A 15,108-nucleotide genomic window follows, 5' to 3' on the forward strand; every position below is an offset into this window, starting at 1 on the left:
GAGTCGTAACGGAGTCGCATCGTGATCAGCAGAAGACAGCTGCTCGGTACGTCCGCCACCGCCCTGGGAACCGCGCTGACAACCGGGCCGCTGCCTGCCGCCCGGGCCGCCGGACCGGGCCCCGGCGGCCTCGCGCCCCCGCGCGTCACCGGGCCGACCGTCGAGTACGTCCGGCATCCACTGGGCCTCGACACCGCCCGCCCCCGGCTGAGTTGGCCCCTCGCGGCCGGCCGGGCCGACGGGACCGGCCAGAGCCAGAGCGCGTACCGGATCCGCGTCGCCACCGCTCCGGAGCGCCTGTCCCGGCCCGATGTCTGGGACAGCGGGAAGGTCTCCTCCTCGGAGTCGGTCCTCGTCCCGTACGCGGGCCCGGCACTCGCACCGCGTACGCGCTACCACTGGTCGGTGCGCGTCTGGGACGCCGAGGGCAACCCCTCCCACTGGAGCGCGCCGTCCTGGTGGGAGACCGGACTCACCGCCGCCGACTGGTCCGCGCGCTGGATCGCCGCGCCCACCGCACTCGTCGGCGCGCCCTCCCTGGAAGGCACCTCGTGGATCTGGTTCCCGGAGGGCGACCCCGCGAGCAGCGCACCGGCCGCGACCCGCTGGTTCCGCCGCGTCCTCGACGTGTCCGACATACCGGCGGGCCTCACCCGGGCCCGCCTGGTCATGACGGCGGACGACGGCTGCACGGTCCATGTGAACGGCGTCCGGGTGGCACACACGGAGGCCGACAGCCGCGCTGAGAACTGGCGCCGTCCCGTGGTCGTGGAGGTGACCGACCTGCTGCGCCGGGGCACGGGGGTCATCGCGGTGTCGGCCACCAACGCCACCACGGGGCCGGCCGGGCTGCTCGGCCTGCTGGAGCTGACCACCGCGGACGGGACGCGCACCCTCGCCACCGATGGAGCGTGGCGGACCACCGACCGGGAACCCGCGGGCGACTGGCGGTCCGCCGACTACGAGGACTCCTCCTGGTCGCCGGCCCAGGTGCTCGCCGCGTGGGGCGCGGGCCCCTGGGGCACGGTGCGGGTTCCGTACTCCCCCGTGGCACAGCTGCGCCACGAGTTCCGGCTGAAGCGCAAGGCCGTCGCGCGGGCGCGGCTGTACTCCACCGCTCTCGGCCTGTACGAGGCGTACCTCAACGGAGCGCGGGTGAGCGAGGACCGGCTCGCGCCCGGCTGGACCGACTACCGCGAGCGCGTCCAGTACCAGACGTACGACGTCACCCGCCTGCTCGTACCGGGGAGGAACGCGCTCGGCGTCACCCTCGCGACCGGCTGGTACGCCGGTTCCGTCGGGTGGTACGGCCCCCACCAGTACGGCACCCGGCCCGCGCTGCTGGCACAGCTGGAGGTCATCTACGCCGACGGGACGACCGAACGAGTGCTGTCGGACACCGATTGGCGCACCGCCACGGGGCCGGTCACCGGCGCCGATCTCATGGCGGGCGAGGACTACGACGCCCGGCTGGAGACCGACGGATGGACCCGCGCCGGCTTCGACGCGGCCGGCTGGGCCGGGGCCGAGGCGGTCGACGGCGTCACCGCCTCGCTCGTGGCGGAGGTCGGCGGACCCTCCCGGGTGGAACGCGAACTCCCCGCCCTCCGAATGACGGAGCCCAGGCCCGGTGTCTTCGTCTTCGACCTCGGGCAGAACATGGTCGGCACGGTCCGGCTGACCGTCTCGGGAGCCGCCGGCACCACCGTACGGCTGCGTCACGCCGAGGTGCTGGGCCCCGACGGCATGCTCTACACCGACAACCTGCGCACCGCCCGCGCCACCGACCGTTACACACTCAAGGGTGCCGGCACCGAGATCCACGAGCCGCGCTTCACGTTTCACGGGTTCCGCTACGTCGAGGTGACGGGCTACCCGGGCCGGCCGCCGCTCGGCGCGGTCGTGGGACGGGTCATCCACACCGCGGCACCGTTCACGATGGACTTCCGTACGAACGTCCCGATGCTCAATCGGCTTCACCACAACATCACATGGGGCCAGCGCGGCAACTTCGTGTCCGTACCCACCGACACGCCCGCGCGGGACGAACGGCTCGGCTGGACCGGCGACATCAATGTGTTCGCCCCCACCGCCGCGTACACCATGGAGTCGGCGCGCTTCCTCACCAAGTGGCTGGGGGACGTGCGCGACAGCCAGACCGCCGAGGGCGCGTTCACCGACGTGGCGCCGCACGTCGGCGATCTGGGCCACGGTGTGGCGGGCTGGGGGGACGCCGGGGTCACCGTGCCCTGGGCGCTGTACCAGGCGTACGGGGACACCCGGGTGCTGGAGCAGTCCTGGCCGTCCATGGTGCGGTGGCTCGACTACCTGGAGCGGCACAGCAGCGGCTGCCTACGCCCCGCCGAGGGGTACGGCGACTGGCTCAACGTCGCGGACGAGACCCCCAAGGACGTCATCGGCACCGCCTACTTCGCGCACAGCGCCGACCTGGTCGCGCGGACGGCCGAGGCACTGGGGAAGGACCCCGCCCCGTACACCGCCCTGTTCCGCGCGGTCCGGGACGCCTTCCGCGCGGCGTACGTCTCCGCCGGCGCGAGGATCAAGGGCGACACCCAGACCGGTTACGTACTGGCCCTCTCCATGGACCTGCTGACGGAAGCCGACCGGGGGCCCGCCGCCGACCGTCTCGTCCAGCTCATCAGGGCCAAGGACTGGCACCTGTCGACGGGCTTCCTGGGTACACCGAGGCTGCTCCCCGTGCTCACCGCCACCGGCCACACCGACGTCGCGTACCGGCTGCTGCTCCAGCGGACCTTCCCGAGCTGGGGCTACCAGATCGACCGCGGGGCCACGACGATGTGGGAACGCTGGGACTCCATCACACCGGACGGCGGCTTCCAGGACGCCGGCATGAATTCCTTCAACCACTACGCGTACGGCTCGGTGGGCGAGTGGATGTACGCCACCATCGCGGGGATCGCGCCCGGCGCCCCCGGCTTCAAGAAGGTCGTCGTCCGGCCCCGCCCGGGCGGTGTGGTGACGCGGGCCGAGGGCCGTTACGACTCTCTCTACGGGCCGGTCACCACCCGCTGGAAGACGGACTCCGCGGGCTTCCGGCTCACGGTCTCGCTCCCCGCGAACACCACCGGGGAGGTGTGGGTACCCGCCGGGGCCGCGGCGGACGGCACGGACATCGCGCACGGGACCGCCCGGTTCCTGCGGCGGGAGGACGGCTGCGCGGTGTTCGCCACCGGCTCGGGTACGCACCGCTTCGCCGGCTGACCGAGGCGGAACGGCACCGGGCCGGTCGCGGTCGGGAGGGGTGCCTCCGCTGGGAGGCGCTCATCCCGTGCCTTCCCGCTTGTCGTCGTCCCGTCCCTCCCGCTTGTCGTCGTCGACGATCTCCGCGTCCACCACGTCCTCGTCGCCCTGGCCGCCCTCGCCGCCGGAGGCTCCCGTCTCGCCGGTGGCGCCCGCGGGCGCGCCCTGGCCCTGTGCCTGGGCGTACAGGGCGGTGCCGACCTTCTGGGCCGCGGCGGCGAGTTTGTCGGTGGCGCGCCGCAGAGCGGTGGTGTCGCCGGCCTCGGGGGACTCGGTCCTGAGCGTCTCCTTCAGCTCGCCCAGGGCGGTCTCGACCTCGCCCTTCACCTCACCGGGAATCTTGTCTCCGTTGTCGGCCAGCAATTTGTCCGTCTGGTAGACGAGCTGTTCGGCCCGGTTGCGCGTCTCGGCGGCCTCGCGGCGCCTGTGGTCCTCCTCCGCGTACTGCTCGGCCTCGCGCATCATGCGGTCGATGTCGTCCTTGGGCAGCGCCGAGCCGCCGGTGACGGTCATCCGCTGCTCCCTTCCGGTGCCGAGGTCCTTGGCGCCCACGTGCATGATGCCGTTGGCGTCGATGTCGAAGGTGACCTCGATCTGCGGCACCCCGCGCGGGGCCGGCGGCAGACCGGTCAGCTCGAACATCCCGAGCTTCTTGTTGTACGCGGCGATCTCGCGCTCCCCCTGGAACACCTGGATCTGCACCGACGGCTGGTTGTCCTCGGCCGTCGTGAACGTCTCGGAGCGCTTCGTCGGGATCGTCGTGTTGCGCTCGATCAGCTTGGTCATGATGCCGCCCTTGGTCTCGATACCGAGGGACAGCGGGGTCACGTCGAGCAGCAGGACGTCCTTGACCTCGCCCTTCATCACGCCCGCCTGCAACGCGGCACCGACCGCCACGACCTCGTCCGGGTTGACGCCCTTGTTCGGCTCCTTGCCGGTCAGCTCCTTGACCAGGTCGCTCACCGCGGGCATCCGCGTCGACCCGCCGACCAGGATCACGTGGTTGATGTCGGAGAGCTTGGCTCCGGCGTCCTCGATCGCGTTGTGGAACGGGGCCTTGCAGCGCTCGAGGAGGTCGGCCGTCAACTGCTGGAACTGGGCCCGCGTGAGCTTCTGCTCCAGGTGCAGCGGCCCTTGCTCGGAGGCCGTGACGTAGGGCAGGTTGATCGCCGTCTCGGTCGCCGAGGACAGCTCGATCTTGGCGCGCTCGGCCGCCTCGCGCAGGCGCTGCGTGGCCATCTTGTCCTGGGTGAGGTCGATGCCGTAGGCGTTCTTGAACTGCTTGGCCAGGTACTCGACGATCCGCTGGTCCCAGTCGTCGCCGCCCAGGTGCGTGTCACCGTTGGTGGCCTTGACCTCGACCACGCCCTCGCCGATCTCCAGCAGGGACACGTCGAACGTGCCGCCGCCCAGGTCGAAGACCAGGACCGTCTGGTCGTTCTCCTTGTCAAGTCCGTAGGCCAGGGCCGCGGACGTCGGCTCGTTGATGATCCGCAGCACGTTCAGGCCCGCGATCTCGCCGGCCTCCTTCGTCGCGGTGCGCTGGCTGTCGTTGAAGTAGGCGGGCACGGTGATCACGGCGTCCATGACGTCCTCGCCCAGGTACGCCTCGGCGTCCCGCTTCAGCTTCTGCAGCACCCGTGCCGAGATCTCCTGCGCGGTGAACCGTTTGCCGTCCACACTGCCGGACTCCGGGAAGCGCCACTGTGCGTCGCCCATGTGCCGCTTCACCGACCGTGCCGTGAGTTCGACGTTGGTCACTGCCTGGCGCTTGGCGATCTCGCCGACCAGCACCTCCCCGTTCTTGGCGAAGGCCACCACCGACGGTGTGGTCCGTGCGCCCTCGGTGTTGGCGATGACCGTGGGCTCGCCGCCCTCCAGCACGCAGACCACCGAGTTCGTCGTACCGAGGTCGATACCCACTGCACGTGCCATCGCGCTCTCCTCCCACGGCGGTACCGCGCTTCCGCGATACACGGGACGCCGGTCGGCGCACGGACGGCAGGTGTGCGCGGGACACCGACGTACACCGCCGTGCGGGCGACGGGCCGACGCCGGCCGGGCGTCCGCGGTGCTCCGCGCGGCAGAGCGGAGCGGACGGGAGCCCCGGGCCACCACGGCTCCGCGTGGCACGGCCCCTCGCCGTTCGCGCGCTCGCCGTTCGTGCGCTCATCAGCCCTATACCCGATTGGCCCGCCTTTGATGACACCGTCCACCGATCCCGTCCGGGCGCACGCGGTGGTTTTCCGGGAACTGCCTGTTCGGAGCTCGTGTGAGAGGGCCGGTGCGATGCCGTGTCCGCGTCCCGGCCACGGTCACGCCGCCCCGCCGCGCGGTACTCGGTCCCGGCCGACCACGTCCGTCCGGCGCGCGTCATCGGGCCGGACCTGGTGTGCTGGTTCCAGAGGCCGTCCTGCCCGTTCCCGTTCGCGTTCTCGTTTCCGGGAGACTCAGATGACTGCGTGCCGCGTCGCACAGGTCGCCACCGCCGGTGGCTCGTTCGAGATCGTCCAGCGCGAGGTGCCGCGGCCCGGGCCGGGCCACGTCCGCGTCGCCGTGGACGCCTGCGGCATATGCCACAGCGATGCCCTCTTCGTGGCCGCCGCCCTGCCGGGTGTGCGGTTTCCGCTGGTGCCCGGGCATGAGATCGCCGGGCGGGTGGAGGCGATCGGTGAGGGCACGCCCGACATCTGGCACGTGGGCGACAGGGTGGCGGTGGGCTGGTTCGGCGGCAGCTGCGGCCACTGCTCACCATGCCGACGGGGCGACTTCGTCGTCTGCGAGAACCTGAAGGTCCCCGGCTGGGCGTACGACGGGGGCTATGCCGAGGCGGTGATCGTCCCGGCGGACGCGCTGGCCCGGATCCCCGACGCGCTGGCGGCCGTCGACGCCGCGCCCCTGGCCTGCGCGGGGGTCACCACGTACAACGGGCTGCGGCGCAGCTCCGCCCGGCCGGGCGACTTGGTCGCCGTGCTCGGCATCGGTGGCCTCGGTCACCTGGGCGTGAGGTTCGCCGTCGCGATGGGCTTCGAGACCGTGGCCATCGCCCGCGGGCCCGCCAAGGCCGACCTGGCCAAACGGCTCGGCGCCCACCACTACGTCGACAGCACGGGCGGTACCGCCGTCGCGGACGCGCTCCAGGCCCTCGGCGGGGCCAGGGCCGTCCTCGCCACCGCCGCCAATTCCGACGCGATCACGGCCACGGTGGACGGGCTGTCCCCGCGCGGTGAGCTGGTGGTCATCGGCGCGGACGCCGCCCCGCTGGGCATCAGCCCGAACCAGTTGCTCATGAACGGCCGAGTCGTCCGTGGTCACCCGTCCGGGACGGCACAGGACATCCAGGACACCATGGCTTTCAGCGCGCTGCACCAGATCCGTCCGATGATCGAGACCGTTCCGCTGGAAGGGGTCGCGGAGGCGTACGAGAAGATGCTCTCCGGCGCCGCCCGCTTCCGGATGGTCCTCGCCCCGCGCTGACGCGCCTCCGGTCCCCGCCCGCCGGGTCCGGCGGGCGGGGAGGCGCCGCGCCGACGCCCCGGGAGGGGAAACGGCCTCTTCCGGACACGCGTGCTTGCGGCGCCTTCCCGTGGTCATCCTTTTCCTGCGGGGGCAGAAAGGAGACCGCCGAGATGACCATGCGATGGGAGGCGTTTCTGGAGAAGATCCAGGAGCGCGGTGAGTACGGCAGCCCGCAGGAGGCGGAGCGCGCGGCCCGTGTCGTGCTCGCCCTGCTCGGTGCGCATCTGGTCGGCGAGGTACGTGCCGAACTGGCCGCGCGCCTGCCGGAAACCCTCTCCCTGATACTGCTCAACCCCCTGCCCGCGGCCGAGCCGCTCACGCCCGAGCGGTTCGTACGGGCCACGGCGGCCTGGATCGAGGGGGCCACTGAGCAGACCGCGACCTGGGACGTCGGCGCGGTGCTCAGCGTGGCGGCCGACGCGGCGGGTGAGGACCTGCTGAGCCGGATCCTGCTCCAGCTGCCCGCCGGGTACGACCTCCTCTTCGGCCACGCCGGAAGCGGCTGAGTCGCGCGCGGTCGCACGGACCGGCTGCTCGGGCCCGGCCCGCGGACCGGGCCACCCGGAGGACGCTAACGGAGCATCTTCTGCCACACCTGCGCCGGAGCGCCGCTGCATGTCGCCTGCTGGACCTCGCGCCTGCTGCCGGAGGGCATGCCCGCGTCCTGCAGGCACTTGCCGCTGTGCACGTTCTGGATCTGGTACGCCCCCGTGGCGACCGGGGTCGCCGTCCACCGCTGGCCGGCCGCACCGGAGCAGGTGTGCATCCGCACGCCCGCGCCATCGGCGGTCGACGCGTCCTGCACGGCCACACATTTCTTGCCGACGCGGGCGACGAGGGTGAAGCCGCCGCCCGCCGCCGCGAGCTGGGTGAACTCCTGGTGGTCCTTGCTGTTGCAGGTGAACTGCTGGACGACGGCCCCCTCGGACTGGGAGGCACCACGGATGTCCAGACACTTCCCCGTGGCCAGATTGTGGTACGTGTGATATTCGATGGCGGCTGCGGAGGAGGGAAGCGCGTCGGCGGCGCCGAACAGGCTCATGGCCGCCGCGAAGGCGAGAACGGTCGCACGGGAAGGCATGTACGTAACTCCTTGATGCAGGGCGCCCACTGCCCCACCGGCCCCGCGGGGCCGGTGGGGGGTGCACGGCGAAGTGCGCGAGCACGGCGTGCCACCGGGACGCGGTGGATGCACGTATGACATCGCGCCCGCACCAGAAGCTCCACCGATCCTGCCCGGGATACGCCTCATAGGTGATTTCGCGGCCCCGCGGTTGCCGGCGGCCGCTCCTGCCGTTCGCGGGCAGGACCCTAATAGTCCTTCGGTATCGCGGAGTTGAGGGCGGCGCGCCGTTCCGCGAGGTTGTCCGCGCTCAGATCGGCGGCCAGGTCCGGGGCGTAGTGGGCGGCGATCTCACGGAATCCGTCCAGCGTGCGCTCATCCATGATCGACGCTCCGGGGGTGGCGACGGGGAGCGTCAGATAGCTGCGGACCCGGCCGAGATCGTGCGCGTGCCGGCTCATGTCGACGGCGTAGTGGTTCACCAGCTGCCGGGTCGTCGGGTCCGGGTGGGAGATCTCGTTGGCGAGGGTCTCGAAGCCGAGGTTCAGGAAGTGGTCCGGCTCGTCCAGCAGCAGGTTGTGGGCGGCCGATCCCTTCCAGCCCGCCCGGTTCCAGTTGGCGTTGCCGGGGATCTCGTTCTTCGCGGGGAAGCCCCGGTACTCGGAGGAGGGAAAGGTCTCCAGCAGCAGGCCGCACAGGGCGCGCGTCTCCGCGAGCGTCCCGGCGGTCTCCTCCGGGACTCCGAACACGTAGAGGATCTCCGGGACCAGGCCGTTCTCCTCCATGTGCTCGAACGCGGTGATCAGGTCCGAGCGCAGGGTGTCGGCGTGTTTGCGCATCGCGCGCAGCACCTCGACGGATGCCGCGCCGTCGGCGCCGAAGCCGAAGCGGTTGAAGCCCGCGCGGAGTACCAGGTCGCGCACCTCCTCCGAGCGCATCGCCGCGTTGTAGGAGTCGGCACGGGTGAGCGCGTGCAGGGTGATGTCGATGTCCGGGTACCGCTCGCGGGTCTCGACGACGGATTCCAGTCGCGCGGTGAGCAGCCCGAGGTCACCGCCCGGCAGGGCCTGCTGGAAGAAGTCCAGTGAGGTGCAGTACAGGTTCAGTGTGGGGAACTCGAAGCGCGTCGCGAGGCGGCAGGCGGCGTCGAGATGCGCCCGGACGTTGAAGAACGTCTCGCGCTTGCGGGTCTGCGCCCCGCAGAAACTGCACCCGAACATGCAACCCTGGCTGAACGGCAGGGTCATCTCGTGCGCCAGGTAGGTGCGCAGGTCGGACTCGGTGAGCTTGGCCAGCTGCCCGCCCAGATCGATGTCCATGCCCCCGGGCAGCGCGGACAGCCAGTGCCGGTCCGCCTTGTGGGCGCCGGGGAAGATCCGCGCGAACTCCTCCCGGGAGAGCCGTTCCACCCCCTGCCCGCCGACGTACACCCGGTCGGCCGGCAGCCGGCGGTCGGTGGTGAGGTAGCGGTGGACGTGCGCGGCCGGTGCGATGTTCTGGGCCCCCATGGCGGCGATGCCGAAGGAGTCGTACTCCTCCAGGCCGTCGGCCTCGCGCAGATCGTGCAACTGGCAGTCGAAGAGATCCGGTTCGGCCAGCCCGTGGCGCTCCATCAGTTCGGCGGCGTACAGCGGGGCGACGGGCAGGAACGGCAGCCGGTCCGGGGTGAAGGGCACGTCCCGGGCGAGGTAGTTGTCGTGCACGTACGGCGGGTGGATCATCAGGGTGCGGCCGGTCGGCACCCGGCTGTCGCCGTCGCGGGCCGCGGTGGTCAGGAGGATGCTCGTGCGCGAAGGGGCCATGTCCGCCTTCCGAGGGTAGGCCGGTGCTTCGGTACGTTGCGCAGCGCCACGCCGTCGCGATCGCCCGGGGTGCCGGAAGAGCAATGAATCGATGGTCCGTGCCGACGGCCGGATCCGTACAGGCGTGTTTCGGTCAACGGCCGCCCGGAGCGGCGCCCGGCACACGTCCGGTGCGCGCGCCCGGGGCACGGACGAGGGTGGCCGCGGTACAAAGGAACGTACCGAGCGAGGGGAGTCTCACCGTGGACCCGCACGTTCCGCCCGTGGAGCTGACCCCCGCGGCCGCCGAGCTGATCCGGCGGCTGCGGGCGGCCCACGGACCACTGATGTTCCACCAGTCGGGCGGCTGCTGTGACGGCAGTGCCCCCATGTGTTTCCCGGCGGGCGAGTTCCGCACGGGCGGCTCCGACGTGCTGCTGGAGTCGCTGGCCGTGGAGGGCCTCGCCGAGCCCGTCCCCTTCTGGATGTCCGCGAGCCAGTACGAGCTCTGGCGCCACACCCGGCTCGTCGTGGACGTGGTGGCGGGCCGCGGCAGCGGATTCTCGCTGGAGGCCCCGGAGGGGGTGCGCTTCCTGATCCGGTCGCGGATGGTCGGGAACGGCGCGGCCGACCGGCCGGTCCCGCCTGGCGTCAGGGGTTGATGCTGCTCACCACACCGGCGGTGACGGCGATCCCGTCGGCGATGGTCGGCGCGACGCTCGTGCTCGCGAGGAAGAAACCGAGCAGTACGCAGACCAGCGCGTGCGAGATCTTCAGTCCTCCGCTGCGCAGGAAGACCACCGAGAGGACCACGAGAAGCAGCAACACTGAAATGGAAACGGCCATGCCAACCTCCTCCGCCGCCGCACCGGACGGGCGGCGTCCGGCGGCCAGTGTGGCGGAGGAGGAGGTCCGTACGGCCGACTGGCGCGTCCGCCGTACGGGTGGTTGTGGCGCGGGGGCCGCTATCCGCGGGCGCGCAGGAAGTGTGCGAGACCGGCGAGGTCGTCGGTGTTGATGTGGTCGACACCGGCGGCGAGGAGCTCGTTCCAGAGGGCGTCCCGGGCGGGTCCCGGCGTGTCGGGGGTGCCCCAGAAGCGGACGCGCTGTCCGTGCGCGTGGGCGGCGGTGGTGATACGGCGCAGCTCCGCGCGTTCGGCGGCGGGAAACGCGCCGGTGCCCAGCCAGCCGAAGGTCTGGGTCCAGTTGGCGCTGATGAGCGGCGCGAAGGAGGCGGGGGCCGGGGAGCCGAGGTCGTCGAGCCGGCCGTCGTAGAAGGCGTGACGTACGCGCTGTGCCTCCATCGGCTCCCGGGCCGCGCGGTCACCGGAGATGACGGGCGTGACCGCGCCGAGCCGCACCGTGCCGCGCACACAGCTGCTCAGCATCGCGCGATAGCGGGTCAGTTGGCGGTGCAGCTCGGCGTAGGTGGTGGCGCCGTCGGTCTTGAGGTCGATCAGCAGTTGCAGGGGGCGGTGGTGGCCGGGGAACACGGAGCCGTGCCCCGCGTGTACCAGGGCACTCAGCGGGTCGAGGTAGAGGGCGCGCAGGGTACGGGCCGGGTCGAGTTCGGTGGCTTCGTGGGCGACCAGCAGCTCGCCGTCGACGAGGAAGATGTCGGCCTCGACGCTCGTGAAACCGTGGGAGAGCGCGTCGTGGAGCGGCCGTGGGTGGAGGTAGTCGTTGTGGGCGTGCGCCTGGCGCAGCGGCCGGACGGCCCGGGGCCGCGGCCGGGGCGAGTCCGCCCGGGCGTACGAGGGGACGGCGACGGCACCGGCGAGCGCGGCGGCGAGAGTACCGACGGCGCGGCGGCGGGTGGTGAGGGCCATGATGCCTCCGGGAGGGGCGCGAGAGGGCACGGTCCCGGTGAGTATGGGCCGTCTCGGGGCCGGATCGGCAGGCCTGCGCGCAGAGTTCGCCGAGGTGACGTTCATGGTTCAGACATGCGGGACGGTGAGCCGCGTCGTGCGGGCACCCACGGGGCCGCGACGCCGGTCACCGCCGGCCGGACCGCGTCTCCATGCTCGTCCCGTCGCAGGGGCTCGTCGAGCACGACCAGGCCGGGACGCGCGCCGTCGCCGACCTGGTCGACCCCACCGGCGGACGCGCCGGCCTCGTCACTCGGGGCCCGGCAGGCCCACCAGGGCGGACAGGGTTTCCTTGTGGCGGCCCGGGGAACCGATCGCCAGTTCATCCGACTTGGCACGTTTGAGCGCCAGGTGAGCCGGATGCTCCCAGGTCATCCCGATGCCTCCGAGCAACTGCACGCATTCCTCGGCCGCGTGCACCGCGACCCGGCCGCAGTACGCCTGGGCGAGAGCCACCGCGAGCGGTGCCTCCGGGCTGCCGGTGGCGAGGGCGTCGGCGGCGTTGCGGGCTGCGGCCCGGGCGGAGACCACCTCCAGCCAGAGCTGTGCCATCCGGTGCTTGAGCGCCTGGAAGGAGCCGACGGGGCGGTTGAACTGGTGGCGCGCGCGGGTGTGCCGGACCGCCTCCTCCAGGCACCACTCGGCCAGGCCGAGCTGTTCGGAGGCGAGCAGTCCGGCGCCGGCCAGCAGTCCGCGCCGTACGGCGGCCTCCGCCACGGGTGGTGCGGCGATCCGCAGGCCCGCCGGCTCCTCGACGGTGACGTCGGCGAGCGGGCGGGTCAGGTCGAGCGGCGTCAGCGGGTCCACGGTGACCCCGGGCGACGCGGTCTCGACCGCGTAGAGCCCGTCCTCCCTCGGAACCAGCAGCACGTCGGCGCGTACGGCGTCGGCCACCCCGGTCACGCCGGAGCCGCCCACCGGCAGCTTCGCGTCCGGAGCCGTGGTGAGTGGCAGGGCGAGCACGGCGACCCGGTGGCCGGTGGCGAGCGCCGTGAGCAGGCCCGCGATGTCCGTGTGCGCCGCGTTCCCCGGGTCGCAGCCCAGCAGCGTCTCGGTCGCCACCACGGAACTGGTCAGGTACGGCGCGGCCGTGACGCCACGCCCCAGCTCCTCCAGGACGACCGCGGCCTCGCGGTGACTCGCCCCCTGGCCACCGAGCTCTTGCGGAACGAGCAGCCCCGCCGCGCCGATGCCGGCGGCGAGCGAGGTCCACAGCCCGGCGTCGTAGGGGTCGCCGGACTCGGCGCGGGCGAGCGCCGCGGACACGTCGGCGCGGTCGGTGAGCAAGGACCGTACCGCCGCGCGCAGATCGTCCTCGGTGTCGGAGTAGAGCAGGTCGGGCGAGGCGTCCGCGGGTGGGCGCGCGCTCATCGGGCCAGGTCCTTCCATGCGACGTCCTTGTCGGTGCGGGGCTCGGCGGGCAGCCCGAGGACGCGTTCCGCGACGATGTTGAGCAGTACCTCGCTCGTTCCGCCCTCGATGGAATTGCCCTTCGCGCGCAGATATCGGTAGCCGGCGTCGCGTCCGGTGAAGTCGACCAGCTCCGGCCTGCGCAGGGTCCAGTCGGAGTACAACAGGCCCTCCTCGCCGAGGAGTTCCACCTCCAGGCCGCTGATCTCCTGGTTGAGCCGGGCGAAGGCGAGCTTGATCCCGCTGCCTTCGGGGCCGGGCTGGCCCTGGGCGAGCTGCTGGCGCAGCCGCTCCCCGGTGAGCCGGGTGACCTCGGCCTCCACCCAGAGCGTGAGCAGCCGCCCGTGCAGGTCGCGCGTGCGCAGTTCGGGCCGCTCCCGCCAGGCGCGGGCGACCGGGCCGATCATGCCGCCCTCGCGCGGCAGCCGGGCGCCACCGATGGAGACGCGCTCGTTCATCAGCGTGGTTCGCGCGATCTTCCAGCCCTCGCCGGTCTCCCCGAGACGGTGTGCGTCGGGGATGCGGACGTCGGTGAGGAAGACCTCGTTGAACTCGGCCTCGCCGGTGATCTGGCGCAGCGGCCGTACCTCCACGCCCGGATCGGTCATGTCGCACAGGAAGTAGCTGATGCCCCGGTGCTTGGGCACGTCGGGGTCGGTACGGGCGATGAGGATGGCCCAGCGGGCGAGATGCGCGCTGGAGGTCCACACCTTCTGTCCGTTCACGATCCAGTCGCCGGAGGACTCGTCGCGGACGGCGCGGGTGGCGAGCGCGGCGAGGTCGGAGCCGGCCCCCGGCTCGCTGAACAGCTGGCACCACACCTCCTCGCCGGTCCACAGGGGCCGCAGGAAGCGCTCCTTCTGCTCCGGCGTGCCGAAGCGCAGGATGGTCGGCGCCGCCATGCCGAGGCCGATCCCGATCCGGCGCGGGTCGTTGTCGGGCGCGCCCGCGGCGGCGAGTTCGGCGTCCACGACGGCCTGGAGGGAGCGCGGCGCGTCCAGTCCGCCGAGTCCCGGGGGGTAGTGCACCCAGGCCAGACCGGCGTCGAAGCGGGCCTTGAGGAAGTCGTCGCGGTCCGTCGTGGCCGGCGGATGGTCCGCGAGCAGCCGGCGGACGCGGGAGCGCAGCCCGGCGCCGTCGAGCGCGGTCATCGGGTATCGGCCCCGGGCAGGACCACCACGCGTCCGGTGGTGGTGCCGTCGGCCACGCGCTGCACGGCGTCGGCCGCGCCCTTCATCGGGACGCGTTCGCTGATGAGCGGCTTGACCGCGCCCCGGGCCGCGAGCGCGGTGAGTTCCTCGTGGCAGCGCGCCACGTCCGCCGGGCGCCGGGTGGCGTACAGGCCCCAGTGCAGGCCCAGGATCGCGTAGTTCTTCATGAGCGCGTGGTTGAGGGCGGGGGCGGGGATCGTGCCGCTCGCGAAGCCCACGACCACGATGCGGCCCTCGAAGGCGACGCACTTGGCGGACTTGGCGTAGGCGTCGCCGCCGACCGGGTCGTAGACGACGTCCGCGCCCCGGCCGCCGGTGGCTTCCCTGACGGCGGCGGGGATGTCGTCGCTGCGCCGGTCGATCACCACGTCACAGCCCAGTTCGTAGGCGGTACGGGCCTTGTTCTGGCCGCCGACGACACCGATGACCCGTGCCCCGGCGGCCTTGCCGAGTTGCACGGCGGCGCTGCCGACGCCGCCGGCCGCCGCGTGCACGAGCAGCGTCTCGCCGGGCTGAATGCGGGCCCGCCGGTGCAGGGCGAACCAGCCGGTCTGGTAGCCGATGTGCAGGGCCGCCGCCTCGGTGTCGTCGAGCGCGTCGGGGGCCGGCAGCACGGCCGCCGCGTCGGCGAGGGCGTACTCGGACAGGCCGCCGTGCGGGAGCGCGCAGGTGGCCACGACCCTGCGGCCGTCCGCCGTCTCACCGCAGACCTCCACGCCCGGTGTGAACGGCAGCGGCGGCCTGACCTGGTACTGGCCCCGGCAGAGCAGGGCGTCGGGGAAGTTGACGTTCGCGGCCCTGACCAGCAGCCGGACCTGTCCCTCGGCGGGCGCAGGCCGCTCCACGTCCTCGAGCCGCATCACCTCGCCCGGTTCGCCGTTCCGGTGCACTCGCCATGCCTGCATCTGGGGGCCTCCACACCACGTCGATCGGTACCGGTGTGGATACTAAGCGGTCGCTTGCCCCGCGGGGAA

At 72.4% G+C, this 15,108-nt stretch carries 12 protein-coding genes; 4 read left to right on the top strand and 8 right to left on the bottom strand.

Annotated elements, in window-relative coordinates:
* Nucleotides 1-21: 21 nt before the first annotated feature.
* A complete protein-coding gene (locus ACU6P3_RS01645; protein ID WP_447195567.1) occupies nucleotides 22-3,243 on the top strand; it encodes an alpha-L-rhamnosidase in 3,222 nt (1,073 codons plus the stop codon).
* A 60-nt stretch (nucleotides 3,244-3,303) separates the two neighbouring features.
* Here the strand turns inward: ACU6P3_RS01645 and dnaK are convergent, their stop codons facing one another.
* Nucleotides 3,304-5,217, bottom strand: coding sequence for a molecular chaperone DnaK (gene dnaK, locus ACU6P3_RS01650; protein ID WP_447195568.1), 1,914 nt, complete (start codon nucleotides 5,215-5,217; stop codon nucleotides 3,304-3,306).
* Between the two features lie 519 nt (nucleotides 5,218-5,736).
* Between dnaK and ACU6P3_RS01655 the strand changes: the two genes are divergently transcribed.
* Together ACU6P3_RS01655 and ACU6P3_RS01660 are read left to right on the top strand one after the other, a co-directional pair.
* Nucleotides 5,737-6,759: an alcohol dehydrogenase gene (locus ACU6P3_RS01655; protein WP_447195569.1), complete on the top strand. Its 1,023-nt coding sequence runs from the start codon at nucleotides 5,737-5,739 to the stop codon at nucleotides 6,757-6,759.
* 152 nt (nucleotides 6,760-6,911) lie between these two features.
* A complete protein-coding gene (locus ACU6P3_RS01660; protein WP_344274981.1) occupies nucleotides 6,912-7,307 on the top strand; it encodes a DUF2267 domain-containing protein in 396 nt (131 codons plus the stop codon).
* 65 nt (nucleotides 7,308-7,372) lie between these two features.
* Here ACU6P3_RS01660 and ACU6P3_RS01665 read toward each other — a convergent pair whose 3' ends face one another.
* Both ACU6P3_RS01665 and ACU6P3_RS01670 read right to left on the bottom strand, forming a co-directional pair.
* The gene (locus tag ACU6P3_RS01665; protein WP_447195570.1) at nucleotides 7,373-7,882 is read right to left on the bottom strand and encodes an RICIN domain-containing protein; all 510 of its coding nucleotides are present in this window, start codon (nucleotides 7,880-7,882) and stop codon (nucleotides 7,373-7,375) included.
* 230 nt (nucleotides 7,883-8,112) lie between these two features.
* Nucleotides 8,113-9,666 (bottom strand): radical SAM protein, encoded by a 1,554-nt coding sequence (locus ACU6P3_RS01670; RefSeq protein ID WP_447195571.1) that lies wholly within the window; start codon nucleotides 9,664-9,666, stop codon nucleotides 8,113-8,115.
* A gap of 242 nt (nucleotides 9,667-9,908) precedes the next feature.
* Between ACU6P3_RS01670 and ACU6P3_RS01675 the strand changes: the two genes are divergently transcribed.
* Nucleotides 9,909-10,307: a DUF779 domain-containing protein gene (locus ACU6P3_RS01675; RefSeq protein ID WP_447195572.1), complete on the top strand. Its 399-nt coding sequence runs from the start codon at nucleotides 9,909-9,911 to the stop codon at nucleotides 10,305-10,307.
* Here the strand turns inward: ACU6P3_RS01675 and ACU6P3_RS01680 are convergent.
* From ACU6P3_RS01680 to ACU6P3_RS01700, 5 genes are all read right to left on the bottom strand, one after another.
* A complete protein-coding gene (locus tag ACU6P3_RS01680; protein ID WP_447195573.1) occupies nucleotides 10,297-10,491 on the bottom strand; it encodes a hypothetical protein in 195 nt (64 codons plus the stop codon). The two genes, ACU6P3_RS01675 and ACU6P3_RS01680, sit on opposite strands and share 11 nt — an antisense overlap.
* Before the next feature lie 119 nt (nucleotides 10,492-10,610).
* On the bottom strand, nucleotides 10,611-11,474 hold the full coding sequence (locus ACU6P3_RS01685; RefSeq protein ID WP_447195574.1) for a phosphatidylinositol-specific phospholipase C/glycerophosphodiester phosphodiesterase family protein: 864 nt from the start codon (nucleotides 11,472-11,474) through the stop codon (nucleotides 10,611-10,613).
* Nucleotides 11,475-11,762: 288 nt separating this feature from the next.
* Nucleotides 11,763-12,884, bottom strand: coding sequence for an acyl-CoA dehydrogenase family protein (locus tag ACU6P3_RS01690; RefSeq protein WP_447195575.1), 1,122 nt, complete (start codon nucleotides 12,882-12,884; stop codon nucleotides 11,763-11,765).
* On the bottom strand, nucleotides 12,881-14,074 hold the full coding sequence (locus ACU6P3_RS01695; protein ID WP_447195576.1) for an acyl-CoA dehydrogenase family protein: 1,194 nt from the start codon (nucleotides 14,072-14,074) through the stop codon (nucleotides 12,881-12,883). The genes ACU6P3_RS01690 and ACU6P3_RS01695 overlap by 4 nt, the downstream gene beginning before the upstream one ends.
* Nucleotides 14,071-15,039, bottom strand: coding sequence for an NADPH:quinone oxidoreductase family protein (locus tag ACU6P3_RS01700; RefSeq protein ID WP_447195577.1), 969 nt, complete (start codon nucleotides 15,037-15,039; stop codon nucleotides 14,071-14,073). Before ACU6P3_RS01700 ends, ACU6P3_RS01695 begins: the two co-directional genes overlap by 4 nt.
* Nucleotides 15,040-15,108: the final 69 nt, after the last annotated feature.

Source organism: Streptomyces hebeiensis (genome assembly GCF_052983195.1).